The organism is Paraburkholderia sp., from assembly GCF_036488505.1.
Classification (GTDB): Bacteria; Pseudomonadota; Gammaproteobacteria; order Burkholderiales; family Burkholderiaceae; genus Paraburkholderia.
In genome coordinates this window covers 1-25,786 of record NZ_DASXHN010000420.1, presented here as the reverse complement: position 1 = coordinate 25,786, position 25,786 = coordinate 1, and the positions used below count along the sequence as shown (strand labels likewise).

Genomic DNA, 25,786 nt, shown 5'->3' with positions numbered 1-25,786 from the left:
GAGCGACGTCGTCGTGACCGTCGAGCGCTCCAAGCCGTGGTCGCTCGTCGTCTCGGCAGACAACTCGGGCACCAACGAGACGGGCCGCTATGTCGGTAACGTAACGCTCGGCCTGTATAACCTCCTGGGCCTGAATGACATTCTCTCGGCGGGGTTCAACCAGGATTTGCAGTTTGGCAATCACGACCTCGGTACGCACGGCTGGAATGCCTCGTATGCGGTGCCGTGGGGTTACTGGACCGGTACGCTATACGGCTATACGAACACGTACTACCAGCAGGTTGCACAAGCCAGCCAGATTTTCGTAGCGAGCGGCAACGCGCAGACGGCGGGCTTCAAACTTGAGCGGGTTGTCCATCGCAGCCAGAACGATGTGTCGGGCGTCGAGTTCCAGCTTATCAAACGGTGGGGCGCGAGCTTTATCGAGGATACCGAAATCCCACAGCAGTATCGCGACAATACGTTTATCGAGGCGGGACTGACCAACCGTCATTACTTTGGCGCGGCGCAGTTCGATGGCACGCTCGCTTACCGCCAGGGTATCGGCGGACTCGGGGCGATGCCCGATACGCCGGGTGGCCCGACCTACCGCTTCAAGATGGCGACCCTCGACGCGAACCTCTCGGTGCCGTTCGCGGTCGCCGGTCAGCCGCTTCGCTATATCGGTACGGTACACGGACAGTTCACCCACGACGAACTGAACTATATCGACGACCTGACAATCGGGAGCCGCTATACGGTGCGCGGCTTTAGCGGTCAGACGATGCTGGCGGCGGAAAAGGGTTTCTACTGGCGTAACGAACTCCAGTATCCGCTCGGACAGACAGGACAGGTTCTTTATGCCGGCTTCGACTACGGCCACCTGTGGGGTCCGTCTGCCGCCAATCTCGCCGGTACACAACTCGCAGGCGCGGTCATCGGCCTCAAGGCTTCGGTGCCGTCGAGTCTCGGTACGTACAGCTACGACGTCTTCGCGGGTACGCCGATCTATGCGCCGTCCGGCTTTCCTGCGCCGAGCGTGACGCTGGGTTTTCGGGTGACGGCGCAGTTCTAACGTCGACCGCATCTGGTGCTGGAGCGTGTGACGCGTGGGCTTCCCCCAAAGCTCCCGCGGTTTCCCACTGGCTTTCCACGGGAGGTCTTTCAATGGACGCAGCAGCCCGCTCAATCGTTGCAAGCCTTGCCTGGCAAGCGTTGCAAGGCACAAGGGCTTACGAATATGACGCCCCTGTGCGGGGCGGCACCAGCTTTCTTTGGGGCTGCAAAGAAAGTAGGAAGAAAGCAGCTTCACACCGTAAGCTGTTAAGTGGGCACCTCGGTTCACCACCGGTAGTGGTGCATCTGGAATCTGTGTCCTCGCACATTCGGCGCTAGTGACAAGGCCGTCATTCTTCCGGCGGCGCTGCGCGCGCCGTAGCGAGGCGCAGCCGACGGCCCTGCCGCGCGGGCCGCCCTGCTGGTTTCCCTAGCAGACCCGTCCGCGACGCACGCACTGCGGAGTGGGTGCGGATGACGGCTTTGTCACGAACACGGAGTGTGCGAGGGCACAGATTCCAGATGCACCACTGCCCGTTCCGAGCCAGGGGACCCACTTAGGAATTAGCGGTTTAAAGCTGCTTTCTTTGCCTACTTTCTTTGCAGCCGCAAAGAAAGTAGGTGCCGCCCCGCACAGGGGCAACGCTAATAAACCGACAAGAAAACAAGGCCCAAACAACAAGAACAACGACAACAACGAAAACCAGACCCCGCCCAGTCCTAGCGTACCGCCGCCCCCGCACACACAATCAAGCCTTCGCGCGTTTATCGCCCCTCTTACCCTCCACATCCGGCAGCAACACCGTCAGCACACCAATCAACGGCAGGAACGAGCAAACCTTATAGACGAACGCGATGCTGGTCGCGTCGGCCAGTTGCCCGAGCACCGCTGCGCCGACCCCACCCAGCCCAAACGCGAAACCAAAGAACAGCCCGGCGACCATCCCGACCTTGCCCGGAATCAGTTCCTGCGCATACACGAGGATCGCCGAGAACGCCGAGGCCAGCACGATGCCGATGACGACCGTGAGCACACCGGTCCAGAACAGGTTCGCGTACGGCAGCAGCAGCGTGAACGGCGCCACACCGAGGATCGACACCCAGATCACATACTTGCGGCCGATCCTGTCGCCGATCGGCCCGCCGATCACCGTGCCGGCCGCGACCGCCGCGTGAAACACGAACAGATGGATCTGCGCGGCCTGCACCGGCAGATGGAACTTGTCGATCAGATAGAACGTGAAGTAGCTGTTGATGCTCGCAAGGTAGAAGTACTTCGAGAACACGAGCAGCACGAGCACGCTCATCGCCATGATGACCTTGTTGCGCGGCAGCGTCGCGTGGGTAGCCTGGCCGCGCGCCTTCTTCACCGATGGATGACGCTTGTACCAGCGGCCGATCTGCGTGAGCACGACGATGGCGACGAGCGCCGCCGCGGAAAACCACGCGATGCTGCGCTGGCCATGCGGAATCACGATCAGCGCGGCGAGCAGCGGCCCGAGCGACGAACCGGCGTTGCCGCCGACCTGGAACAGTGACTGCGCAAGCCCATGACGGCCGCCGGAGGCCATCCGTGCAACCCGCGACGATTCCGGATGGAACACCGACGAGCCGCAGCCCACCAGCGCCGCGGCGATCAGCAGCACCCTAAAGCTCGGCGCGACCGACATCAGCAGCAGGCCGGCGAGCGTAAAGCCCATGCCGACCGGCAGCGAGTACGGCTTCGGATGCTTGTCGGTATAGCTGCCGACGAGCGGTTGCAGCAGCGACGCGGTGACCTGGTAGGTCAGCGTGATGAGGCCGATCTGCCCGAACGACAACGAGAAGTTGTCCTTGAACATCGGATAGATCGCCAGAATCAACGACTGGATCATGTCGTTGAGCAGGTGCGAGAAGCTGATCGCACCGAGCACGGAGTAGACCGTGCGCTGGACCTTGGCGGCCACCGGCGCGGCGGCGGAGGCTGGCGCCGCACCGGTGCCCGTGGCGGATGCGCTGGCGAGGGCGCTTTTATCGAGGCGGGTTTCCATACGCTGGCAGAGAGATGAAGGCAAACGGTGGGCGATTGAAAAATCGGCGAAAAGTCGGCGGGAGATCGGTGTGGCGGGCGCCTCGTAAGCGTCCGACAGGCCGCTCTCGTAGTGCGCCGCGGCATTCGGACGCGGCGCCTGTAAGCAAGTAGACGAAGTTTAATGTGGCTTGAGCAAAGCGTGCGGACAACTTTTGTCGTGAACCGGACATGGGCCGCTGTTGCGTGCGCGGCCGCGCCTGGCGGCGGATCATCCGATCAATCCGACAGCCGCTTTTTTGCCGGTATTTTGGCCAGGGTATAAAGCGCTCGCGGTCGAGCGGCGGCGATGCGCAGCACCGCTGCGATGGAGTAAGCGGCATTCAAGAAGACGGACATTTCTGCCGTAGACCGAAGGAGATAAGCGGTGATGCCGGAACCGACCTTTCCGGCCGGTCGATATGTGGAGGCGGGGAATATGAGAGCAGTGGCGCGAAGCGACGGGGACGCCGTGCGCGTGCTAGGCAATGGGTCAATGAACGGGGCAGCGCAGGCGGCGCCGGGCAGCAGGGCGGCCGGCAACCCGCGGGATCGCACCGCGGCGAAACGCCCGCCTCTATCGGTCAAGGCGACGCTGCTGATCGCGTTCGCGGTGCTGCTGCTCGGCACGCTGCTGATCGGCGTGTTCTCGCTGCTGCAGATCGGCCGGCTGAACGCATCCGCGCAGTCGATCTACGATCAGGGCCACGTGGCCAGCCGCGCCGCCGAGGAAGCGCGTGGCGACATGCTGCGCGCTAGCCGCGCGCAAAAGATGCTGCTCACCGCGACCACCGCGAAGGAGCGCGACGAACTCGGCGCCGACATCGAGCACGCGATCGCCGATCTGGGCGAGCAACTGCGTACGCTGCAGCAATACGTCGATACGTTGGACCCGAAGGCGCTCGCCGGGCAGAAAGCGTTTGCCGCCGCCGTTGCGACATGGAGCACCCATCTGCGCGACTTCGTGACGCTGATCAAAGCACAGCCGCTCGATCTGTCGCAGATGAACTGGCAGGTCGGCACCCAGGACGTGTCGCTGCTGGTCGAAACCGGCAAGCTCGAGAAACTCGTCGACGAACTGGTTGCGCAGCGCGGCACCGCCGCGAAGGCGACGATCGCCGCGTCCGCCTTTATCTATCACTCGTCGTTCGTGATGATCGCAGTGATGACCCTCGCGCTCATTGCGCTCGCGTTCGGGATCGCCGCATGGGTGGTACGGCGGCTCACCAGGCAGTTGGGGGGCGAGCCCGCGTACGCGAAGGAAATCGCGAGCCGCATCGCGGCGGGCGATCTGTCGAACCGCATCGCGCTCGGCGGCAAGGACCGTTCGAGCATGCTGTTCGCGCTGTCCGACATGCAAAGCGGGCTCGCGACCACGGTGGCCGACATTGCTTCGAGCGCGGATGCGATCGCCACCGCGTCGGGGCAGATTTCGATGGGCAATCTGGACCTGTCGCAGCGCACCGAGCAGCAGGCGTTCTCGCTCGAACGCACCGCCAGCAGCATGGAGCAGTTGACCTCGACGGTGCGTCAGAACGCCGACAACGCGAAGCAGGCGAGCACGCTCGCGAACAACGCGTCGGAGATCGCCGAGCAGGGCGGCGCGGTGGTGAACCGCGTGGTCGCGACGATGAACGAGATCAACGACAGTGCGCGCAGCATCGGCGACATCATCGGCGTGATCGAGGGAATCGCGTTTCAGACCAACATCCTCGCGCTGAACGCGGCGGTCGAGGCGGCGCGCGCGGGCGAGGAAGGACGCGGCTTTTCGGTGGTCGCGGCGGAGGTGCGCAACCTCGCGCAGCGCAGCGCGGCGGCCGCCAAGGAGATCAAGGCGTTGATCCAGACCTCGGTCGAGCGCGTCGGCAACGGCTCGGCGCTTGCCGCGGACGCCGGTCAGACGATGGACGAAATCGTCAAGGCGGTGAAGCGCGTGACCGACATCATGGGCGAGATCTCGGCCGCGTCGTCGGAGCAGAGCGCCGGCATCGAGGCAATCAACCTCGCGGTCACGCAGATGGATGCCGGCACGCAGCAGAACGCCGCGCTGGTGGAACAGGCGACCGCCGCGGCCCGCTCGCTCGACGATCAGGCGCGCGCGTTGAAGACGATGGTGGGCAAGTTCAGGCTCTGATGCTCGACGAACGCGGTCGCGGCGGATCGGACTGCCGTTTCCCGCTGTCGCGGCGCGCGCTTCGATTCGCGATTCAACGCACGCCGCAGGTCGTGAGCGTCAGCTTGGCTTCACCGCCGCCGGCCGGACGACCACCGTGCAGGTCGTGCCTGCCGCAAGCATCACGTCGCTGGGCACCGAGTCGATCTTCACGCGTACCGGCACGCGCTGCGCGAGGCGCACCCAGTTGAACGTCGGGTTGACGTCGGCGAGCAGTTCATGGCTTTGCGGATTATCGCGGTCGTAGATGCCGCGCGAGATGCTCTCCACATGGCCTTGCAGCGTGCCGCCGCTCATCAGCTTGACGTCGGCCTTGTCGCCGATTCGCATGTGCGGCAGCTTGGTTTCCTCGAAGTAGCCGTAGACCCAGAACGAGTGGCTGTCGACGATCGCGAGCTTCGCGGCGCCCGCGCTCGCATAGTCGCCGCGGAACACCGACAGATTCGTCACGTAGCCGTCGACCGGCGATACCACGCGCGTGCGGTCGAGGTTCAGCTTCGCGGCGTCGAGCGCGGCGAGCGCCTGCTGGTACGCGGCTTCGGCGGCGGACGCGGTATGCGTCGCGTTTTCGCGGCTTTCCTTCGATACCACCAGCGAATCCATATCGGCGCGGCGCTTCGCATCGTCGCGCTTCATTTGCAGTTCGGCGCGGCGCGCGGCGACGGCCGCTTGGGCCTGTTCGACGGCGATCTGATAGTGCGACGGATCGATCTGCATCAGCAGGTCGCCTTTCTTCACGAGCTGGTTGTCCTTGACCGGCAGATCGACGATCGCGCCGGATACATCCGGCGCGACGTTGACGATCTCGGCGCGCACGCGCCCGTCGCGGGTCCATGGTTCGTCCATGTAATGCACCCACAGCGCGCGCCCAAGCAGTATCGCGACGATAAAAATAACGGCTGTCGCGATGAAGCCCACAAGATTTCGGATGGTCATGTTTCGACTCTGATCAACGATAAACGGCGAGGCCGAGGAGGCCGCACACAGACACGAGCAAGCTGGCCCGGAACAGGGACGGGTGCCACACCACGCGATAAAGGCCCGTATAGGCGATCACACGATCCAGCACCCAGGTGAGCGCGGCGCCCGCGATGAACAGCAGCACGATGGCCGGCACGTAAGCATCCAGCACGGCGATATCACGTGGCATGGGGAACTCCTTCTTCTGGTGGGTCGCCGCGCCGGCCGTGTCCGCCCGTCGCCGACGCGAGCGGCGACTGCGGATCGAGCAGCGCGGTACGGATGAAATGCAGTTGACTGAGGATGCGCAGCAGTTGATCGCGCTCGTCGCGCGACGGTGTAAAGCGGGCCATCGTCTGCTGCACTTCGGCGATCGCCTCGGCGGTCGCGGCGAGCGCGCTCGCGAAGCGGTCTTCACGCGGCCTGTCGAACAGCGCGGCGAGCGCATCGAGCAGCGCGCGCAACGCGAGCCGCCACGGCGCCGTTGTTGCGTAGCGCGGGTGCGACGGCAGCGCGGCCACTTCGCGGCGCAGATCGATCACCGCATTGCCGACTTCGAGCACCGAGAACAGCCACCGTAGCGTGTCGCGCTTGACGTCGGGCTCGTTCGGCGACAGCGCGTTGATCTGGAACATCAGATCGCGTGCGCCGCTCTCGAAGCGCGAGCGCACGCGAGCGAGGCCCGCGCGAGCGGCGAGCACCACCTGGCGGCGCAGATCGACGAGCAGACGATTGCGCAGCCAGGGTGTCGACGGCGGCAGCAGCACCGCGAACGCGATCGACGACACCAGCATCGATAGCACCAGTGCCAGCGCGTCGTTCATGAACGCGCTCGGGTCGTAATGCATCAGGTTGTCCGGGCCCGCGAGGAAGCAGAAGAAGATGCAGTAGCCGACGCCGTAGCCCGCGAGCCGCGGGCGTGTGGTCATCGACACGCCGAGCAGCAGGAACGGCGTGAGCGCGATGCACAGCATCACGAAGCCGTCGATGTGCGGGAACACGCCGAATACCGCGATCAGCCCCATCAGCGTCGCCAGCATGGTGCCGCCGGCCATCTGGAACGCGGTGCGCTTCGGATCCGGCGCCGATGACGCGAGCGCGCACACGGCCGCCGCGGTCAGCGTCAACGTCGAGCCGCTCGGCCACGCGGTCGCGATCCAGAACGCGCCGAGCATCATCATCACGATGGCCGCGCGCACGCCGGCGACGCCGGCCGCAATCCCATTGGTCTTCGGCTCGTAGCGCTCGATCCAGCGCTCGCGCGCATGCGTGTCGAGCGAGAGGGACGCATAGGTCGCCGCGTACGCGTGCAGGTCGTCGATGAAGCGGTACAGCAACTCGGCGGCCGTATCGAAGTCGAGCAGCGGCGCGTCGGCATGCGTTTGCAGTTCGGCGCGGGTCGCGCGCACCCGGCTCGGCAACTCGGCCTTGTAGGCGTCGAGCTGGGCGGCGGCGTGCGCGGCGTCGGCGGCGCTCAGTACCGGCTCGCCGGATTTCGCGAGTAGCGGGGCGACCTCGCGGAAGTACGGTTCGAGCCCGGCGATCGCGAGCGCCGGGCCGTTGTTGCCATGGCTGCCGTCAGCGCCGTCAGCGTCGTCAGTGCCGTTGGTGCCGCTGTCGCGATTCGCGCGCAGACGGTTCATCAGCTGATGCAGCGCGTGAAAGCGCGTCGATGCGGTCATGAACTCGCTGTTCAGCCGCGCCAGACGGCCGCCGCGCATGCGCGAATCGGGGCCTTCGAACACCGCGATGCTGCGCGCCGCCTCGAAGCCGACGATATCGGCGACGAAGCGCGCGTTGGTCGCCTCGATCCGCGCGCGGTCGTTGCGCCCGGCCAGCGACGCCGACACGTACTCGACGAACGCCGAGAAACGCGCGCGCACGGTGCCGCGCATCTGCATACCGGCGAAGCGCGGAAACACGAGGCCGCTCACCGCGCCCGCGCAGAGGATGCCGATCACGACTTCAGCGACGCGCGTGAGCGCGCTCAGAAACGCGCCGTCCGGATGCTGCGAAGCCGGAATGCCGATCAGCGCGGCGGTGTAGCCGGCCAGCACGAAGCCATACGAGCGGAAGTTGCGGTTGCGCGCGGCGCCCGCGGTGCAGATGCCGACCCAGATCGACGTCGAGACGATGAACAGCTCCGGCTGCTGCGCGAACAGGCCGAGCAGCGCGAGCATCACGACGAGGCCGACCAGCGTGCCGCAAATCCGGTAGAAGCTTTTCGCGAACACCGCGCCGCTTTGCGGCTGCATCACGATGAAGACGGTCGTCATCGCGGTGCGCGGTTGCGGCAGATCGAGCTTCATCGCGATACCGAGCGCGAGAAAACACGCGGCGAGCGCCTTGAACAGGTAGATCCACGTGAGACCGTCGGTGCGCGCCCAGTCGGCGGCGGCCTCGTAGAACGCGGCGAACGCGCTCGGGCGTCGGGTGGCGGAGGGTACGGACATGACCGGCTTCCTTACTCGGTCGCGGGCGCGCGGGCCGCGCGCGATGCGATGGAGGCCGGGCTGGCATCGGCGGCAGTGGCGGCCGCGAGGCCGCTGGGGTCGCTGTGGCCTCTATCGTCGGTATCGCCGCTATCGCCGCTATCGCCGCTGCGGCCGCGGCCGTTGCGGCCGTTGCGGCCGGTTGCCGCCGCCGCGTCCGGCGGCATCGCTTCGTTCGCTTCGCCGTTCACCACGCCGCTGTTCCCGTTGCCTTTGCCATGCGCCGGCAGCGTTTCGCTGTCTGGGGGACCATTGGCCGGGTCGTCGAGGCCGCCGCCGAGCGCCGTCATCAGCGACGCGTGCACGCCGAGCCGTTCGGCCTGCACTTTCGCGACACCTTCCTGCGCGCGCAGCAACTGGCTTTGCGCGGCGAGCACGTTCAGATAATCGGTCAAGCCGCGCCGGTAGCCTTCGCGGGCCAGATCATAGTTCTTGCGAGCCGCGGCGACCGAGCGATCAGCGGCGTCGGCCTGGGTCGCCAGCGAGCGGATGCGGATCACCTGGTCGGAGATGTCCTTCAGCGCATTGACGATCGACTGGTTGTAGTGCTCGACCGCCTCGTCGTAGCCCGCCGACGCGGCGCCGAGCTGCGAGCGCAGCCGGCCGCCGTCGAAGATGGGCAGCGACAGCGCGGGACCCGCGCTCCAGCTATGCGACGGATTCTTCAGAAACTGGAACAGCGGCCCCATCGCCGCATAGCCGCCGATCGACGCGAGCAGGTTGATGTCGGGATAGAAGTCCGCCTTCGCGACGTCGATGCCGCGTGCCTGTGCGGCGACGCTCCAGCGTGCGGCGACGACATCGGGCCGATGACCGATCAGATCGGCGGGCAGCGCGGCCGGCAGGCTGGCGAGCGCGGCGGACGAGGCCAGCGACAGCGCGGGCCGCTGGATCGCGTCGCCGGCGCCCGGGCCCTTGCCGGCGAGCGCGGCCAGCTGATTGCGGCCGAGCGCGATCTTTTCGTCGATCGCGTCGATTTCGCGTTCGTATTCGGGCAGCGGCGTTTCGGCCTGGCTCACTTCGAGTTGCGTGCCGATGCCGCCTTTCAGGCGCCGGTTCGCGAGATCGACGATCTGCTGCTGTTGCTGCAGCGTTGCTTTCGCGATGTCGAGCAGCGCATAGTTCAGCGACATCGCCACATAAGCGCGCACCACGTTGGCCTGCAATTCGAGCTGCGCGGCGCGCGCATCGGCGGCGCTCGCGTGCGCGAGGTCGAGCGCGCGCCCGGCGGCGTTCCTGTCCTTGCCCCACAGGTCGAGGTGATAGGACAGACCGAGCGTGCCGGTGTTGTTCCACGACTGCTCGCCCGCGAGCGGTCCGGGACCGTAGTACACGTTGTCGGCCCACTTCTGACGCTGGATCGACAATTCGCCGTTGACTTGCGGCGCGAGCGCCGCACGCGCGACGCCGGCCATCGACGCGGCCTCGCGCACGCGCGCCTGCGCGAGCGCGAGACTCGGATTGCCGGCGAGTGCGGCGTCGATCCACTGGTTCAGCTGGGGATCGTTATAGGCGCGCCACCAGTCGGTGGCGGGCCACTGCGCAGCGGCGTTGGCGGCCCGAATCGCGTTGCCCGCGTCGAGCGAAGCAGCGGCGGTGGCGTGCGTTTGCGGTGCGATGCCCGCGGTATTTGCGCAGCCGGCGATTGTTAATAGAATTGTAAGAACCGCTGCCGCGGCAATCCCTTTCGGTACCGGAGACTGCACGATTTCTCCCAGAAATGACTATAGAAGCTTGCGTGCAATTATATTTTTTGATCGATTAGGGAATAACAGGTAAAGGTGCAAGGCATTTTTACGCGTCATGAGATAATCGCCTTTGCCGATCGTGTAACAATCGCCGCCATTCAGAAGTGCAATGCTGTTGCTTCACCGCAAGCGTTGCATGCGACCGGAGTGAGGGTATGGACACGCTTCAAAACATGCGCGTTTTCGTTCGCGTCGTCGAAGCAGGCAGCTTCACGGGTGCCGCGCAGCATCTGAATACGACCACCGCTTACGCGTCGCGCGCGGTGTCCGACCTGGAAGCGCACCTGCGCACGCGGCTGTTGAACCGCACCACGCGCCGCATCGCGCTGACCGAGGCCGGCGAGCGCTATCTGCAACGCTGCGAGCAGATCCTCGCATATGTGGATCAGGCGGAGGCCGAGGCGAGCGATGCGCATGCGCGCCCGTCGGGCAAGCTCAAGGTCCACGCAATGACGAGCTTCGGCCAGCACTATGTGGTGCCCGCGGTCGGGCGCTATCAGAAGCGGTATCCGGAGGTGCACGTCGAGTTGACGCTCGCGCAGCGCATGCCCGATCTGCTCGACGAAGGCTTCGACGTTTCGCTTGCGCTCGCGACCGACCTGCCGGATTCGGGACTGATATCGCAGCGCCTGGGCAGCGCATTCAGCATTGCTTGTGCATCACCGGCGTATCTCGAGCAGCGCGGCGTGCCGCAAACGCCCGCTGACCTCGCGCAGCACACGTGCATGCAAATGGTGACGCCGATATTCCCGCCGGACAAATGGACCTTCGACGGCCCGAACGGCGATGAAACCGTCGCGCTCGGTCCGACCACGTTTCAGGTGAACGTGGCCGAAGCGATGGCGGCGGCGGCGTGCGCGGGCATGGGCGTCGGCCTGATTCCGCTCTATTCGGCCATTCGATGGCTGCGCAGCGGCGAACTCGTCTGGCTGCTACCGGAATACGTGGCGCAGCCGATGAACCTGTATGCGCTGTATCCGTCGCGGCAGTATCTGGACGCGAAGATCCGTACGTGGGTCGAGTTTCTGCGCGACGAATTGCCTGCGACGCTCGCCGCGGATCAGGCAGAGTTGCGGCAGTTCGCGCGATCGTGATTGCGCGCTTGAGCGCGTTTAAATCGTATTTCGGACGCACTGCCGGATGCACTGCTTATGCACCGCCGCACACACTGCCACGCGCGCTTGCCCGTGCCCTTCGCCGTGAACCTCTCGACGCAGCATGCGTACCGCCGCGTACGCGTGATGCGCACGCTCTTGCAAAACTTGACGTCCGGGCAACGCGCAACGTGACACCCCGCGGCGGCAACCTGTTACACACGCGCAATGCGGCAACATTTCTTTACTTCTCGTGCGCGGCTGATTTGCTAACGTGTCGTTCACGCGCTGCCGTTCTCCGGCCACGCGCTGAATCCGCCGCCAGCTGGCGCATCGCACTCACTGAAGGACGACACATTCATGGATACGCACCTGATGATCGGCATGGCCGTCATGTTTGGACTGATCGGCGTGGCCGCATCGCGCGATCTGCTGCGCCGCTTGCGCGAACAGCAACCGCGACTCGTGCCGGTCAAGATCGAGCAGCCGGATGCGCGGCGCGAGCGCTGAGATGGCTGAACCGGGCCGGCATGGCCCGTTTTGAAAAGTCCTCGGATCGCACGGTTCCAGCCGATCTCCTTGTTTTTTCCGAGCGCCGCATCGCCGCTGCGATCAGCGATTGCGGACGTGGCGGTCCGAACATCCGCCGCGCTTCGTGTCCCGCTTCATGTCCGGCTTCGTGTCGCGCGTCACTCGCGAACCCGCTTCGCGTCCACATTCAGCGGCCCCGCTAGATCTCGACTACCTTGTCCCACGCAAACAGCGGATTTTCCCACTGACCGGTGCGCCGGTCGAAATAACCACGCGGATTGCATACGACGCGCGTGCCGTTCACCACGTAGTCGAACGGCGTATGCGTGTGGCCGTGAATCCACAACGCGACAGGCGCGCGGACGAGTTCCGGCAAATGATTGACGAAGCCCGCCGACACGCGATCTTCCGCATAACGCCCAGCAAGACTCAGCCGATGCGGCGCGTGATGCGTGACGACGATCGTCTTTCCGGCAAAGGGTTTCGCGAGCTCGCCTTCGAGCCACGCACGCGCGCGCCGGTGCAGCGCGAGCGAATCGGCGGGCGTGAAATCGCGCTCGGCGTCATGCGGGTCGTGCGGCCAGTTGATCCTGATCAGCCCGCGATAATCAAGCATCACGCGGCGCGCGGCGTCGACGGCGTCGTCGATGGCGGCCGGCGCCGCGCCGTAGAGCGCGAAGTCGGTCCACAGCGTCGTGCCGAGCACGCGCCAGCGGCCCTGGCTGTCGACGAGCGCGGTGTTGTTCAACACATGCACGTTGTCGACCTGGCCGGCCGCGTCGAACAACGCGCTTTCGAGCGCGCCGAACTCGCCGTCGTAGTACTCGTGATTGCCCGGCACGTAGACGACCGGCACCGCGCCGTCGAACGCCTGCGCGGCCCAGCGCGGACCCGCGGCATGGTTGTGGATGTCGCCGGCCAGCACGACCAGATCCGCGTGCGCATGGGCAATCAGCTCGGGCTCGTCGTTCTCCAGATGCAGGTCGGACAGTACGCGGATCTTCACGGACGCGACTCCTGAAAAAACGCCTCCACGCCGCGGCGCGGAGGCTTCTGGCATTAGCGTAGCACCTTGCCCGGATTCATCAGGTTCAGCGGATCGAGCGCCTGCTTGATCGCGCGCATCATCCGCAGTTCGACGTCCTGCTTGTAGTGCGCGGCCTCGTCGATCTTCAACTGGCCGAGCCCGTGCTCCGCGCTGATGCTGCCGCGATGCGCGTGTACGCTGTCGTAGACGACCCGGTTGATCGGGCTCTGGTACTGGGCGAGAAACGCGTTTGCATCGACGCCCTCGGGCGCCTGCACGTTGTAGTGCAGATTGCCGTCGCCGAGATGACCGAAGGTGACCATGCGTGCGCCCGGCGCGGCCTGCGCGATGGCGGCGTCGGTCGCTTCGATGAAGTGGCCGATGCGCGAGATCGCGACCGCGATGTCGTGCTTGATATTGAGCCCTTCCTCGGCCTGCGCGAGCGGAATGTGCTCGCGCAGATCCCAGAATGCGCGCGACTGCGCGAGGTTTTCCGCGACCACCGCGTCTTCGACCATGCCCTGTTCAAGCGCGGTTTCCATTAGCGCTTCGAACAGCGCACGCGCGTGTTCCTCGCTTTCGCTGTCTGACAGTTCGAGCAACACGACCTGCGCATGCGGCTCGGCGAACGGATAGCGCATCTGCGCGAAATGCTGGCCGACGAGGCGCAGGCAGAAATCCGACATCAGTTCGAAGCCGGTCAGCAGCGGGCCGGCGACACGCTGCGTAAGCGCGAGGAAATCGAGTGCCGCATGCGGCGACGCCAGCCCGGCAAGGGCGGTGACACGCGCGGCCGGCTGCGTGTGCAGCTTCAGCACCGCCGCGGTGATGAGTCCGAGCGTGCCTTCCGCGCCGATGAACAGATCGCGCAGATCATAGCCGGTGTTGTCCTTGCGCAGTCCGCGCAGGCCGTCCCACAACTCGCCTTGCGGCGTCACGACTTCCAGGCCGAGGCACAGCTCGCGCGCGTTGCCATAGCGCAGCACCGCGGTGCCGCCCGCGTTGGTCGACAGATTGCCGCCGATCGTGCAGCTGCCTTCGGCCGCGAGGCTCAGCGGAAATAGACGGCCGGCCGCCTCGGCGTGCTGCTGCACGTCGGCGAGGACCACGCCGGCCTCGACCGTGATCGTATTGTTGTGCGGATCGATATCGCGCACGCGATTCAGCCGCCGCAGACTGATGACCGCCTGCGCGCCGCTCATGTCGGGCGTCGCGCCGCCCGCGAGACCGGTGTTGCCGCCCTGCGGCACCAGCGCGACGCGATGCGCGACGGCGAGTTTCACGAGCGCCGCGGCTTCGGCCGACGTGCCCGGGCAGAGCACCGCGCACGCCGCGCCGGTGTAGCGGCGACGCCAGTCGGTGAGGTAAGGGGCGGTGTCGTGCGGGTCGGTCAGCACGTGGGCCGCGCCGATGGCGTCGCGGCAGGCGGCGAGGAAGGCGGTGGGAGTCATGTGGGTCGGTCTGCGGTGTGGGAGTCGCGTCGAATCTCGTGGGTAGGGCGTGGGCTGCAGGTGAGCTTCTGGCGGGCTTCACGCGGGTGGGGCCGGCTCGCTGACGGCTTGCGCGGCGGCCTGTTTCGCAGCCCGCTTTGCCGCGCGCTTGAACGGCCCGACATAAGCGAGCGCACTGACGAAGAAGATCACCGCCAGCGCTGCTTGCAGCCAGCCGAGCCGGGCGCTCAGTCCATGATCGCTCCAGCCGCGCACGACGCCCTCGGCGAAGTACAGCAGGATCAGCATCGACGCCCATTGCAGCGTGTAGAGCCGCCGCCGCCACACGCCCGGCAGCGCCGAGAGCAATGGTAACGCCTTCAGCACGAGCAGCGAGCCGCCTGGCCGCAGCGGCGCGAGCCAACCTTCCCATGCGGCGGCGAGCGCGATCATCGCGACCAGCGTGAATGCGGCGACGAGCGCGGCGGCGGCTTTGGGCTCGACGGGCAGGGCGGCTGTGCGCAGCGACGCTTGCGCGGCGATGCGTGCGGCGGTTGCGTTGGCCTCATTTGCCGGATGCTCGGCGTTCACATCGTTTGGCGGCTGCACCGCGTTCGCGAGGTGGTGCGCGAGGTGGTTCGCGAGCGTGGCTCCGGCGCGGTGCGCGCCCGGGCGGGCGGCGCCGTTTTCCGCTGGCCGCGGTCCCGGTTCGCTCACGGTCTTTCGCTCATCGACGCGGCCGTACGCGCGACGCGCGCGCCAAGCGCGACCGCGAGCGTCCGCTCGTCGGCGGAGATGCCTTGCCCGGCGCTGCCGGCGCGCGAGAAATGCGACGCGCCGTACGGCGTGCCACCGGTCTGCGTGGTGGAAAGCGCGCTCTCGGTGTAAGGGATGCCGACGATCAGCATGCCGTGATGCAGCAGCGGCAGCATCATCGATAGCAGCGTGGCTTCCTGGCCGCCGTGCAGGCTGCCGGTCGACGTGAAGACGCAGGCCGGTTTGCCCGACAACGCGCCTGCCAGCCACTGCGGCGTGGTGCCGTCGAGAAAGTATTTGAGCGCGGCGGCCATGTTGCCGAAGCGGGTCGGCGAGCCGAGCGCGAGGCCCGCGCATTCCTCGAGATCGCGCAGTTCGACGTAAGGCGGTCCTTCGGCGGGGATGTCCGGTTCGGCCGCTTCGCAGACCGTGGAAACCGCCGGCACCGTGCGCACCCGCGCCTGCATGCCGGGGACGCTGTCGACGCCATGCGCGATCGCCAGCGCGAGCTCGCGAGTGGCGCCATGACGGCTGTAATAAAGCACGAGAATGTCTTTCATAGGCCTCATTGTTGAACGGGTATTATAGGGGCTCGGTCCGCCGCACAGGCCACGGATAGCCGTTCGGCCAGGTGTCGCGCGCGGTTTGCGCAGTCCCGGTTTGGCGCGTCACGAAGCAAGGAGGCAGGTTTGTTGTTCAGGATGCGTCTCGATCTCGACACGCTCAAACGGCTCGCGCAGTTCGCCGCGCAACGCATCGGTGAGGACCGGATTCCACAGGTGGCGGGCAGTCTGACGTTCACGACGATGCTCTCGCTCGTGCCGCTCGCCACGGTCGCCTTCGCGCTGTTCACCGCGTTCCCGATCTTCAGCTCGTTTCAGGCGTCGCTGCAGTTTTTCCTCGCCGAGCACCTGATGCCCGCCCAGCTGAACGACCAGATCTTCAAGTATCTGAACCAGTTTGCGTCGAAGGCCAAGGGGCTCACCACAATCGGCATGATCATCCTGTTCGTCACCGCGGTGATGACGATGATGACCGTCGAATCCGCGTTCAACGTGATCTGGCGCGTGCGCAAGGCGCGGCCCGTCGCGCAGCGCGTGCTGGTCTATTGGGCGATCATCACGCTCGGCCCGATCCTGATCGGCGTGAGCCTGTCGATCTCGTCGTATCTGTTCACGCAATCAATGACCTTCTCGGCCGCGCAGCGCCTCACGCCTCTGATCGAATGGGCGCTCGCGGGCGCGACGCTGCCGCTGACGGCGCTGGCGTTTACGATTCTTTATGTGTATCTGCCGAACTGCCGCGTCGAATGGCGCGATGCGGTGGTCGGCGGCGTGATCGCCGCGGTGGCGTTCGAACTCGCCAAGCGCGGCTTCGGTTATTACGTGCGCCGCATCCCGACCTACACCGCGGTGTACGGCGCGTTCGCCGCGGTGCCGCTATTCCTGCTGTGGCTGTATCTGTGCTGGTTCATCACGCTCACCGGGGCGATGTTCGCGTCGGCGTTGCCGGCGATCCGCATCGGTCAGTTTCACCGGCCGGTGTTCAACGGCAGCAATCTGTTCGATTCACTCGAATTGCTCGCGCGGCTCTCGGAGGCGCGCGATGCCGGCAAGCGCGGTTATACGATGCCTGAACTTGCGCGCATGCTTCGTCGCGACATGGACACGACGTTGATGCTGTTGCAGCGGCTCGAGGAGATCGAGTGGATCGCGCGGCTGCAGGAAGACGATACCGGCCCGCACTTCGTGCTGCTGGCGAATCCGGCGCAGGTGACGGTGCAGCGGCTTTACGACCTGTTCGTGATCGACCGCGCGGAGCTGACCTATCAGCTCGAACTGGATTCGACGCGCACGGACGGGGCGCTGCTGTTGGCGGCGCTCGATAACGACAAGTTGAAGGTGACACTCGCCGCGCTATTGGCGGCACGGGCGGCCGCTCGCGCCGCGCGCGCCGACGCGGACGAGCGCGGCGCGGCGTCGATGCCGCACCAGGCCGCGTGACGTTGCCGCTTGTGCGGTGAAGTGATGCGGCGGCCCCATTGCGCGATTTGCTGCGCGGCTGTTTCGCGTGACGCCGCTGCCAGCGCAACTACAGCGAAATTTTCCCCACGCAGATGTCTTTGAACATCACCCAGTCGCCCATCAGGCTGTAGAACGGATGGCGAAAAGTGGCCGGCCTGTTTTTCTCGAAGAAAAAGTGGCCAACCCACGCAAAGCCATAGCCGCAGATCACAGCCGCCGGCAGCCATGACCAGTTGCCGGTGGCGAGCGCCATCGCGAGGCAGCCGATCACACCGAGCGAGCCCACGAAATGCAGCCGGCGCGAGACCAGGTTCCGATGCTCGCTCAGGTAGTACGGATAGAACTGCGCGAAGCTCGCGAAGTGATCAGTGTGTGCTGTATGAGCCATGACGGCCTCCTGATGCGTGTGCAGCTGGATCGATACGACGTGATTGGCGCGTGCCCTTCGCGTTTCGTGGCCGTGCGCCGGCCGCGCAGGCGCGGGCTGCAAAACGAGCTGGAAAGCACAGCTTCAGTCATTGTCCGGCGATCGCCAGGCCAGTGCAACCTGGCCATTCGGCAGATGGCGCGACGGTGTGCAAGCGGCTATCGTGACCACTCTCAACGCGTTGCGGCGACTCTTCGCGCGCGCTGGCGGCCCGTGCACGCTCAGCGCGGGTCGTCGCACCCGCGAAGTTATCGCGCGTCGCGCGGTGGGTTCGATGCGAAGCTGAACAGTGCATCGAGTGTGGCGTCGGGCTGCTCGGTCATCAGCGCGTGGCCTGCTTCGAGCGTAACGGTGTCGACCGGCGTGCCGCCCTGCGCGAGCGCATCGGCAATCGCTGTGGCCGCGCGCGGCGGCGTCATCGCATCGCGCCGGCCGACGATCAGGCGCGTCGCGCAGCGCACCTGGGCCGCGCGGGAGAAGCCGTCCGTGTAGGTATGACAGGCGGTGAAGTCGGTGTGAAACAGGTGCGGCTCGCCGCGCGCGGCGACACGCTCCATCAGCCGCTGGTTCATGCCGTGCAGCCAGAAGCCGGGGCCGGGGCACGACGGCTTGGCCGCGAGCGTCGAATGCGACCACTGGTTGACCATGTCGATCGCTTCGGGCTCGCGGTTGAGCGCCGCGTCGAGCAACGCGTCGGAGACGGCCATCGGCATCGCGGTCGCGAGCAGCGCGAGGTGCGTCGCGCGTTGCGGATAGCGGCCGGCGAAGTCCAGCGCGATCAGCGAGCCCATGCTGTGACCGGCGACGAACGCGCGCGCGACCCCGGCGGCGTCGAGTAGCGCGGCGAGCCAGTCGGCCATCGCGGCAACCGTGGCGAGCGCGGGGCCGGCGCTGCGGCAGTGCCCCGGCAGATCCACCGCGAGGACGCCGAAGCCGTGATGCGCGAAGTAGCGGCTTTGCAGCCCCCACACGCTGTGGTCATGCTCGGCGCCGTGGATGAACACCGCGCTCGGCAAGCGCGCGTCGAACGGTTTGCCGCCGGTGTACGCGTAGGCCGTTTTGCCTGTAACGGTGACGATCATGCGGACTCCGGGCGGGACGGCGAGGGCGCGCCGGCAGGGGCAGCGGAGGCGGGATCGTTCGTGCCGGCGGCGCTTGCCCCGGAGGCCTGGCCACGCGGGCTCGCGGTGCCGCCGCCCGCCGTTTGCAGGCCTTTCTGCGCGGCCTTCAACGCACGCTTCAGATCGTCGATCAGGTCGTCCGGATCTTCGAGACCGATCGACAGGCGGATCGTGCCTTCGGTGATGCCGGCCGCGGCGAGCGCGGCCGCGTCCATCCGGAAGTGCGTCGTCGACGCCGGATGGATCACCAGCGAACGCGCATCGCCGACGTTCGCAAGGTGCGAGAACAGCGTGAGCGCCTCGATAAAGCGGCGTCCGGCCGCGCGGTCGCCGCGCAGATTGAAGCTGAACACCGCGCCCGCGCCGCGCGGCAGCAGCCGCCGGGCAAGCGCATGGTCCGGATGGTCTGGCAATTCGGGGTAAGCGACCGTGTCGACCGCCGCGTGGCCCGCGAGAAATTCGACCACGCGCCGCGTATTGGCGACGTGCCGCTCCATGCGCAACGGCAGCGTTTCGATGCCTTGCAGCAGTTGCCATGCGGCTTGCGGATGCAGACACGCGCCGAAGTCGCGCAAGCCCTCGCGGCGGGCTCGCAGCAGGAACGGCGCGACCGTGCTTTCCTCGGCGAACACCATGCCGTGAAAGCCGTCGTAAGGTTCGGTGAATTCCGGAAAGAGGCCAGACGCAGCGAAGTCGAAGGTGCCGCCGTCCACCAGCACGCCGCCGATCGTCGTGCCGTGGCCGCCGAGGAATTTGGTCGCCGAGTGATAGATGAAGTCGGCGCCATGCTCGAACGGCTTGAGCAGATAGGGCGTCGTGAACGTCGAGTCGACCAGCAGCGGTACCCGATGTTCGCGCGCGATCTGCGCGAGCGCGGCGATGTCGAGCACGTCGAGCCCCGGGTTGCCGAGCGTTTCGCCGAACAGCAGCCGGGTATTGGGGCGCAGCGCGGCGCGCCATGCGTCGAGGTTGCCGGGTTTGACGAAGGTCGTCTCGATGCCGAAGCGCCGCAGCGTGTATTGCAGCAGGTTGTGCGAGCCGCCGTACAGCGCGCTGGATGCGACGATGTGCGCGCCCGCGCCCATCAGCGTCGCGATCGCCAGATGGAGCGCCGCCTGGCCGCTCGCGGTGCCGATCGCGCCCGCGCCGTTTTCGAGTGCGGCGATGCGCTCCTCGAACACGGCGACGGTCGGATTCGAGATGCGCGAATAGATGTGGCCGGCGCGCTCCATGTTGAACAGCGCTGCGGCGTGATCCGAATCGCGGAACGTGAACGACGTGGTCTGATAGATGGGTGTAGCGCGCGCGCCGGTGGTGGGGTCGGGCGCGGCGCCGGCGTGCAGCGCAAGCGTATCGAAACGGTTGGCGGGCATCGTGGGCGGTGGGCCGAAAGCGGCCTTGCGAAGTTGGCGTGCCGGCCATCCTATCACCGGCGCGCAGGGCTTCGGGCACGGCTGCGCCGGCCTGTTGCGGGAAGCACGCGCGCGCGCGCGCAAAAAGCTCATCAACCCGATCTGACGAACGCCCCGCGGGGCCTTGCTGGGCGGGCCGCTTTCCTTTTATGGGCCTTTCCGATAGGATCGAAAAACCATTCATGCATTGCAGAATTAGCGGTATCAGGAGATAGATCATGCGAGTCAGCGACATTCTGAAAGTCAAGGGCAACACCCTTTTTACGGTCACGCCGGATACCACGCTGCATGACGCCGTCAACACGATGGCCGAGCACGATATCGGCTCGCTGGTCGTGATGGAGTACGGCGACCTCGTCGGCATGCTGACGTTTCGCGAGATCATTCTGACGCTGAGCGAGAACGGCGGCAGCGTCGGCACTTCGACGATCCGTAAGGTGATGGACGACCATCCGCTCACTTGTACGCCGGAAACCGACGTCAACGAAGTGCGCCGCATGATGCTCGAGCATCATGTGCGCTATCTGCCGGTGATGGACAGCCGCACGTTGATGGGCGTGATCTCGTTCTACGACGTCGCGAAGGCGGTGGTCGAGGAACAGGGTTTCGAGAACCGTATGCTGAAAGCCTATATCCGCGACTGGCCGGAGGAACAGGAAGGCCGGGAGCAGCAGCCGACGCGCTAATGCGCGTAGTGGGGAAGTCGCGCTCGGGCCGTGCTCCGGGCGCGAATCCGCTGCAAAGGCGTGCGCGAAAGCGTGCGCTTTTTTTGTGTCCAGCTTCTTCGGTCTCACGTTCGACCGCATCGCGCGCCAGTTGCGCTGATCTGCCGAGCCGCCTTTCCGTCGTCCGCGCCGTCGGCCGCGCCATCCCTGCTTCACGCCGTCCCGGAACCTCATGAGCGATCGTCCTTTGCCTGCCGCCCGCCGCGCCGCTCGCGCGCAGGAAGCACACGAATCCCAGTTTCGCCTGCTCGGCCAGCGTCGTTTTGCGCCGTTTTTCTGGACACAGTTCCTCGGCGCGATGAATGACAACGTGTTCAAGATCGGCTTTACATCGCTGGTGACCTATCAGGCGGCGCGTTTTTCGGGCGTCGATCCGAAGACCGCGGCGTTCCTGATCGCGGCGATTTTTATTCTGCCGTTCGTGCTGCTGTCGGCCACCTCGGGACAGATCGCCGACAAATACGACAAGGCGAGCCTGACGCGGCTCGTCAAGACTTTCGAGATCGGCGTCATGCTGGTCGGCGGCGGCGGTTTTTGGCTGCATAGCGCGCCGCTGCTGTATCTATGCACGTTCCTGATGGGCGTCCATTCGACCGTGTTCGGTCCGGTCAAATATTCGTATCTGCCGCAGCATCTGTCGAAGACGGAACTGGTCGGCGGCAACGGCATGGTCGAGATGGGTACGTTCGTCGCGATCCTGGTCGGCACGATCATCGGCGGCGCGGGCGCGGGGCTCGCCGAGCATGGCGAGGTGGTGCTCGCTGGCGCGTGCATCGCGATCGCGCTGACCGGGCGCGTCGTGTCTGGCTTCGTGCCGGGCACGCCGGCGCCGCAGCCCGATCTGCGCATCAACTGGAATCCGGTCAGCGAAACCTGGCGCAATCTCAGGCTCGCGCGCGAAAACCGCACCGTGTTCCTGAGTCTGCTCGGCATATCGTGGCTGTGGTTCGTCGGCGCGACGTTCCTCGCATCGTTTTTCAATTTCGCGAAAGACGTGCTGTCCGCCAACCCCGACGTCGTGACCGTGCTGCTCGCGACGTTCTCGATTGGCATCGGCATCGGCTCGTTGCTCTGCGAAAGGCTGTCGAAGCGGCGTATCGAAATTGGCCTCGTGCCGCTTGGCTCGATCGGTATGAGCGTCTTCGCGATCGACCTCTTTTTCGCCAGTCACGCGCTGCCCCCGGCTGGGCATCTGCTGAGCGTCGGCGAATTCCTCGGCCGGCTCGCGCATTGGCGCGTGCTCGCCGATCTGTTCCTGCTCGCGATGTTCGGCGGTTTCTACAGCGTGCCGCTGTATGCGCTGATCCAGAGCCGCAGTCAGCCGAGCCATCGCGCGCGCATCATCGCCGCGAACAATATCCTGAACTCGCTGTTCATGATCGTGTCGGCGCTGATGGCAATGGGCCTGACCGCCGCAGGTTTCAGCATCCCGGCGATCTTTCTCGTGACCGCGCTGCTGAACGTGGTCGTCGCGGGTTATATCTATTCGCTGGTGCCTGAGTTTCTGTTGCGCTTTATCGCCTGGCTGCTGGTGCATACGTTCTACCGGATCCGGCTCGTGCATGCCGAGCGGATTCCGCAGGAGGGCGCGGCGGTGCTCGTGTGCAACCACGTGAGCTTCGTCGATGCGCTCGTCATCATGGCCGAGAGCCCGCGGCCGATCCGCTTCGTGATGGACCATCAGATCTTCCGGGCGGCGTTTGCCGGCTGGCTGTTCCGCCATGCAAAGGCGATTCCGATCGCGCCCGCGCATCAGGACGCGGCGTTGCTCACGCACGCGTACGACCAGTGCGCGCAGGCGCTCGCCGACGGCGAACTCGTGTGTATCTTCCCGGAAGGCAAGCTGACGCGCACCGGCGACACGAATCCGTTTCGCCATGGCGTGACCGAGATCGTCAGGCGCGTGCCGGCGCCGGTTATTCCGATGGCGTTACGCGGGTTATGGGGCAGCGTGTTTTCGCGCGACCTCGACGCGCACTGGCCGCGGCCTATCCACAAGGGCGTGATGAGCCGGCTCACCCTCGTGGTCGGCGAGCCGATCGAGCCCGCGCTCGCGACGCCGGAGAAACTGCAGCAGATCGTGACCGAATTGCGTGGGCTGCGCAAATAACGGCCGCTCCTGACCCGGCTTGGCTGGGAGATGATCCGGCCGGTTCGATGCTTGCGACGCCGGGTGAGGAAGCTGCGGCAAACCGCAGCTGGGCTCCGTAGCGCACGAATAGCGCACGAAAAATGCGCGAGCGGGTGGCCGCCCTGGCCGTTCGGCCACGAACGCCGCGTTGACAGGCTCCCCGCGTAGCGGGCTGGCATAATAGCGCTCTCCCCGCATTTCTTTGGACGACCCTCATGTCCGGCAACACGCTCGGCACGCTTTTCACGGTCACGACCTTCGGCGAATCGCACGGCCCCGCTATCGGCTGCGTGGTTGACGGCTGCCCGCCGGGTATGGCGCTCAACGAAGCCGATATCCAGTTCGAGCTCGACCGCCGCAAGCCTGGCACGTCGCGCCACGTCACGCAGCGCCAGGAAGAAGACAAGGTCGAGATTCTGTCGGGCGTGTTCGAAGGCACGACGACCGGCGCACCGATCGCGCTCCTGATCCGCAACACGGACCAGCGCAGCAAGGACTACGGCAACATCGCCGAGACGTTCCGGCCGGGCCACGCTGACTACACCTATTGGCACAAGTACGGCATTCGCGACTATCGCGGCGGCGGCCGTTCGTCGGCGCGGCTGACGGCACCGACGGTCGCGGCGGGGGCGGTCGCGAAGAAGTGGCTGCGCGAGAAGTTCGGCACTGAAGTGCGCGGCTATATGGCGGCGCTCGGCGAGATCGACGTGCCGTTCGTCGACTGGGCGCACGTGCGCGAGAACCCGTTCTTTGCGCCGAACGCCGACATCGTGCCGCAGCTGGAAGCGTACATGGACGCGCTGCGCAAGGACGGCGACTCGATCGGCGCGCGCATCAACGTGGTCGCCTCCGGCGTGCCGGTCGGCCTCGGCGAGCCGCTGTTCGACCGTCTCGACGCCGACATCGCGCACGCGATGATGGGCATCAACGCGGTGAAGGGCGTCGAAATCGGCGCGGGCTTCGCGAGCGTCGCGCAACGCGGCTCGGTGCACGGCGACGAGCTGACGCCGCAAGGCTTCGTCGGCAATCACGCGGGCGGCGTGCTCGGCGGTATTTCGACGGGGCAGGACATCACGGTGTCGATCGCGATCAAACCGACGTCGAGCATCCGCACGCCGCGCCGCTCGATCGACAAGTCGGGCCAGCCGGCGGTCGTCGAAACCTTCGGTCGACATGACCCGTGCGTCGGCATTCGCGCGACGCCGATCGCCGAGGCGATGCTCGCCCTCGTGCTGATCGATCACGCTCTGCGTCATCGCGCGCAATGTGGCGATGTGTCGGTGAGCACGCCGAAGATCGCGGCAAGCGCGCCGTAACGCTGACGGTATGGCGCCGCGATCAGCGGCGCTTGCCGAGCGCCGCCGTTTTCCTCTCCACGATAGACGACTGCTCACGAACAGGCAGCGCGCTGCATCCCCTCTGAGCGTGTCCCGTATCAAACCGCCTTATCGACGACTTCGAGATTGGCTTGAGCTGACCGTCAGCAGTCGCAAGCACGTTCGTGCATTGGCTTCGGCCATCGTAAAAGAAGAAAACCAGCAGGGAAGTTGACGACAACGCGAACGCGTCATCGAAATCAGCCTTCGCAGCGCGCGCGATGACCTGCGCCGCGAAGGCAAGCGGAACACCGCTTACATGTTCGGATAATTCGGACCACCGCCGCCTTCCGGCGTGACCCACACGATGTTCTGCGTCGGGTCCTTGATATCGCAGGTCTTGCAGTGCACACAGTTCTGCGCATTGATCACGAGCCGCTCGTTGCCGTCGTCGTTTTTGACGAACTCGTACACGGCCGCCGGGCAGTAACGAGATTCTGGCCCTGCATACGTCTGCCAGTTCACGCGGACCGGGACCGACGGGTCTTTCAGCGTCAAATGGGCCGGCTGATTTTCCTCGTGATTCGTGTTCGAAATAAACACCGACGACAGACGATCGAACGTAAGCTTGCCATCCGGCTTCGGATACGTGATCGGCTTGCATTGCGAAGCGGGCTTCAGCGTCTCGTGATCGGCATGCTGATGATGCAGCGTCCACGGCACGTTGCCGCCCAGCAGCTTCTGCTCGATGCCGACCATCAGCGTGCCGAGGTACAGGCCCTTGCTCATCCACTGCTTGAAGTTACGCGCGCGATACAACTCGGTATGGAGCCACGAGGTCTTGAAGGCTTCGGGGTAAGCGCTCAGTTCGTCCGCTTCGCGGCCGGCCTGGAGCGCGTCGAACGCGGCGTCCGCGGCGAGCATGCCGGTCTTGATCGCCGCGTGCGAACCCTTGATCCGCGAGGCGTTCAGAAAGCCCGCGTCGTCGCCCACCAGCGCGCCGCCCGGGAACACCAGCTTCGGCAGTGACATCAGCCCGCCCGCGGTGATCGCGCGCGCGCCGTACGACACGCGCTTGCCGCCTTCAAGAACCGCGCGGATCGCCGGATGCGTCTTGTAGCGCTGGAATTCCTCGAACGGCGACAGATAGGGATTGGAATAGCCGAGGCCCACCACGAAGCCCACCACCACCTGGTTGTTGTCCATGTGATACAGGAACGAGCCGCCGTACGTGTCGTTTTCCAGCGGCCAGCCGGCGGTGTGCATCACCAGACCCGGCTTGTGCTTCGACGGATCGATTTCCCACAGTTCCTTGATCCCGATCCCGTAGACCTGCG

At 65.8% G+C, this 25,786-nt stretch carries 21 protein-coding genes; 8 read left to right on the top strand and 13 right to left on the bottom strand.

Going from position 1 to position 25,786, the window contains the following annotated elements; all coding sequences use genetic code 11:
- Positions 1-1,054, top strand: a 1,054-nt coding sequence (locus tag VGH68_RS24370) for a ShlB/FhaC/HecB family hemolysin secretion/activation protein (RefSeq protein ID WP_331606272.1), incomplete at its 5' end; no start/stop codon positions are given.
- A gap of 730 nt (positions 1,055-1,784) precedes the next feature.
- Here the strand turns inward: VGH68_RS24370 and VGH68_RS24365 are convergent.
- Complete coding sequence (locus VGH68_RS24365) at positions 1,785-3,065, bottom strand: MFS transporter (RefSeq protein WP_331606271.1); 1,281 nt, start codon at positions 3,063-3,065, stop codon at positions 1,785-1,787.
- Between the two features lie 408 nt (positions 3,066-3,473).
- On the opposite strand from VGH68_RS24365, the gene VGH68_RS24360 reads away from it, so the two are divergent.
- Positions 3,474-5,216, top strand: a complete 1,743-nt coding sequence (locus VGH68_RS24360; RefSeq protein ID WP_331606270.1) for a methyl-accepting chemotaxis protein — start codon at positions 3,474-3,476, stop codon at positions 5,214-5,216.
- 99 nt (positions 5,217-5,315) lie between these two features.
- Here the strand turns inward: VGH68_RS24360 and VGH68_RS24355 are convergent, their stop codons facing one another.
- Genes VGH68_RS24355 through VGH68_RS24340 form a run of 4 tightly spaced genes read right to left on the bottom strand, consistent with a single transcriptional unit; the run spans position 5,316 to position 10,413 of the window.
- The gene (locus VGH68_RS24355; protein ID WP_331606269.1) at positions 5,316-6,191 is read right to left on the bottom strand and encodes an HlyD family secretion protein; all 876 of its coding nucleotides are present in this window, start codon (positions 6,189-6,191) and stop codon (positions 5,316-5,318) included.
- Positions 6,192-6,204: 13 nt separating this feature from the next.
- Entirely contained in the window at positions 6,205-6,405 is a 201-nt protein-coding gene (locus VGH68_RS24350; protein ID WP_331606268.1) for a DUF1656 domain-containing protein, read from the bottom strand.
- A complete protein-coding gene (locus VGH68_RS24345; RefSeq protein ID WP_331606267.1) occupies positions 6,395-8,668 on the bottom strand; it encodes an FUSC family protein in 2,274 nt (757 codons plus the stop codon). The genes VGH68_RS24350 and VGH68_RS24345 overlap by 11 nt, the downstream gene beginning before the upstream one ends.
- Positions 8,669-8,679: 11 nt before the next feature.
- Entirely contained in the window at positions 8,680-10,413 is a 1,734-nt protein-coding gene (locus tag VGH68_RS24340; RefSeq protein ID WP_331606266.1) for an efflux transporter outer membrane subunit, read from the bottom strand.
- A 197-nt stretch (positions 10,414-10,610) separates the two neighbouring features.
- On the opposite strand from VGH68_RS24340, the gene VGH68_RS24335 reads away from it, so the two are divergent.
- A complete protein-coding gene (locus tag VGH68_RS24335) occupies positions 10,611-11,549 on the top strand; it encodes a LysR family transcriptional regulator (protein ID WP_331606265.1) in 939 nt (312 codons plus the stop codon).
- A 360-nt stretch (positions 11,550-11,909) separates the two neighbouring features.
- Positions 11,910-12,059 carry a hypothetical protein gene (locus VGH68_RS24330; protein WP_331606264.1) on the top strand — a complete coding sequence of 50 codons (150 nt, stop codon included), beginning with the start codon at positions 11,910-11,912 and terminating at the stop codon, positions 12,057-12,059.
- 220 nt (positions 12,060-12,279) lie between these two features.
- On the opposite strand, the gene VGH68_RS24325 is transcribed toward VGH68_RS24330, so the two are convergent.
- From VGH68_RS24325 to wrbA, 4 genes are all read right to left on the bottom strand, one after another.
- Complete coding sequence (locus tag VGH68_RS24325; protein ID WP_331606263.1) at positions 12,280-13,086, bottom strand: metallophosphoesterase; 807 nt, start codon at positions 13,084-13,086, stop codon at positions 12,280-12,282.
- Positions 13,087-13,139: 53 nt separating this feature from the next.
- Entirely contained in the window at positions 13,140-14,558 is a 1,419-nt protein-coding gene (locus VGH68_RS24320; RefSeq protein WP_331606262.1) for an FAD-binding oxidoreductase, read from the bottom strand.
- A 78-nt stretch (positions 14,559-14,636) separates the two neighbouring features.
- A complete protein-coding gene (locus VGH68_RS24315; protein ID WP_414696981.1) occupies positions 14,637-15,080 on the bottom strand; it encodes a DUF2069 domain-containing protein in 444 nt (147 codons plus the stop codon).
- A gap of 170 nt (positions 15,081-15,250) precedes the next feature.
- Entirely contained in the window at positions 15,251-15,853 is a 603-nt protein-coding gene (wrbA, locus tag VGH68_RS24310) for an NAD(P)H:quinone oxidoreductase (RefSeq protein WP_331606261.1), read from the bottom strand.
- 141 nt (positions 15,854-15,994) lie between these two features.
- Between wrbA and VGH68_RS24305 the strand changes: the two genes are divergently transcribed.
- Positions 15,995-17,296, top strand: coding sequence for a YihY family inner membrane protein (locus VGH68_RS24305; RefSeq protein ID WP_331606273.1), 1,302 nt, complete (start codon positions 15,995-15,997; stop codon positions 17,294-17,296).
- Between the two features lie 88 nt (positions 17,297-17,384).
- Here the strand turns inward: VGH68_RS24305 and VGH68_RS24300 are convergent, their stop codons facing one another.
- The 3 genes from VGH68_RS24300 to VGH68_RS24290 all read right to left on the bottom strand — a co-directional run bounded on the left by VGH68_RS24300 (position 17,385) and on the right by VGH68_RS24290 (position 20,238).
- Positions 17,385-17,705, bottom strand: a complete 321-nt coding sequence (locus VGH68_RS24300; protein WP_331606260.1) for an Mpo1-like protein — start codon at positions 17,703-17,705, stop codon at positions 17,385-17,387.
- Positions 17,706-17,992: 287 nt separating this feature from the next.
- The gene (locus VGH68_RS24295) at positions 17,993-18,826 is read right to left on the bottom strand and encodes an alpha/beta hydrolase (protein ID WP_331606259.1); all 834 of its coding nucleotides are present in this window, start codon (positions 18,824-18,826) and stop codon (positions 17,993-17,995) included.
- Complete coding sequence (locus VGH68_RS24290; RefSeq protein WP_331606258.1) at positions 18,823-20,238, bottom strand: O-acetylhomoserine aminocarboxypropyltransferase; 1,416 nt, start codon at positions 20,236-20,238, stop codon at positions 18,823-18,825. Before VGH68_RS24290 ends, VGH68_RS24295 begins: the two co-directional genes overlap by 4 nt.
- 257 nt (positions 20,239-20,495) lie before the next feature.
- Here VGH68_RS24290 and VGH68_RS24285 point away from each other — a divergent pair, with 257 nt between their 5' ends.
- The 3 genes from VGH68_RS24285 to aroC all read left to right on the top strand — a co-directional run bounded on the left by VGH68_RS24285 (position 20,496) and on the right by aroC (position 24,449).
- Positions 20,496-20,963, top strand: coding sequence for a CBS domain-containing protein (locus VGH68_RS24285; RefSeq protein WP_331606257.1), 468 nt, complete (start codon positions 20,496-20,498; stop codon positions 20,961-20,963).
- A 211-nt stretch (positions 20,964-21,174) separates the two neighbouring features.
- Complete coding sequence (locus VGH68_RS24280) at positions 21,175-23,112, top strand: MFS transporter (protein ID WP_331606255.1); 1,938 nt, start codon at positions 21,175-21,177, stop codon at positions 23,110-23,112.
- A 236-nt stretch (positions 23,113-23,348) separates the two neighbouring features.
- Positions 23,349-24,449 carry a chorismate synthase gene (gene aroC, locus VGH68_RS24275; protein ID WP_331606254.1) on the top strand — a complete coding sequence of 367 codons (1,101 nt, stop codon included), beginning with the start codon at positions 23,349-23,351 and terminating at the stop codon, positions 24,447-24,449.
- A 315-nt stretch (positions 24,450-24,764) separates the two neighbouring features.
- Here aroC and VGH68_RS24270 read toward each other — a convergent pair.
- The coding region (locus VGH68_RS24270) for an electron transfer flavoprotein-ubiquinone oxidoreductase (RefSeq protein WP_331606253.1) at positions 24,765-25,786 on the bottom strand (1,022 nt) is incomplete at its 5' end.

Coding starts and splice junctions, on each gene's coding strand:
- VGH68_RS24295 (WP_331606259.1), bottom strand. CDS start 18,826: ATGATCGTCACCGTTACAGGCAAAACGGCCTACGCGTACACCGGCGGC.
- VGH68_RS24300 (WP_331606260.1), bottom strand. CDS start 17,705: ATGGCTCATACAGCACACACTGATCACTTCGCGAGCTTCGCGCAGTTC.
- VGH68_RS24360 (WP_331606270.1), top strand. CDS start 3,474: ATGCCGGAACCGACCTTTCCGGCCGGTCGATATGTGGAGGCGGGGAAT.
- aroC (WP_331606254.1), top strand. CDS start 23,349: ATGTCCGGCAACACGCTCGGCACGCTTTTCACGGTCACGACCTTCGGC.
- VGH68_RS24330 (WP_331606264.1), top strand. CDS start 11,910: ATGGATACGCACCTGATGATCGGCATGGCCGTCATGTTTGGACTGATC.
- wrbA (WP_331606261.1), bottom strand. CDS start 15,853: ATGAAAGACATTCTCGTGCTTTATTACAGCCGTCATGGCGCCACTCGC.
- VGH68_RS24355 (WP_331606269.1), bottom strand. CDS start 6,191: ATGACCATCCGAAATCTTGTGGGCTTCATCGCGACAGCCGTTATTTTT.
- VGH68_RS24305 (WP_331606273.1), top strand. CDS start 15,995: ATGCGTCTCGATCTCGACACGCTCAAACGGCTCGCGCAGTTCGCCGCG.
- VGH68_RS24320 (WP_331606262.1), bottom strand. CDS start 14,558: ATGACTCCCACCGCCTTCCTCGCCGCCTGCCGCGACGCCATCGGCGCG.
- VGH68_RS24285 (WP_331606257.1), top strand. CDS start 20,496: ATGCGAGTCAGCGACATTCTGAAAGTCAAGGGCAACACCCTTTTTACG.
- VGH68_RS24350 (WP_331606268.1), bottom strand. CDS start 6,405: ATGCCACGTGATATCGCCGTGCTGGATGCTTACGTGCCGGCCATCGTG.
- VGH68_RS24345 (WP_331606267.1), bottom strand. CDS start 8,668: ATGTCCGTACCCTCCGCCACCCGACGCCCGAGCGCGTTCGCCGCGTTC.
- VGH68_RS24335 (WP_331606265.1), top strand. CDS start 10,611: ATGGACACGCTTCAAAACATGCGCGTTTTCGTTCGCGTCGTCGAAGCA.
- VGH68_RS24290 (WP_331606258.1), bottom strand. CDS start 20,238: ATGCCCGCCAACCGTTTCGATACGCTTGCGCTGCACGCCGGCGCCGCG.
- VGH68_RS24365 (WP_331606271.1), bottom strand. CDS start 3,065: ATGGAAACCCGCCTCGATAAAAGCGCCCTCGCCAGCGCATCCGCCACG.
- VGH68_RS24280 (WP_331606255.1), top strand. CDS start 21,175: ATGAGCGATCGTCCTTTGCCTGCCGCCCGCCGCGCCGCTCGCGCGCAG.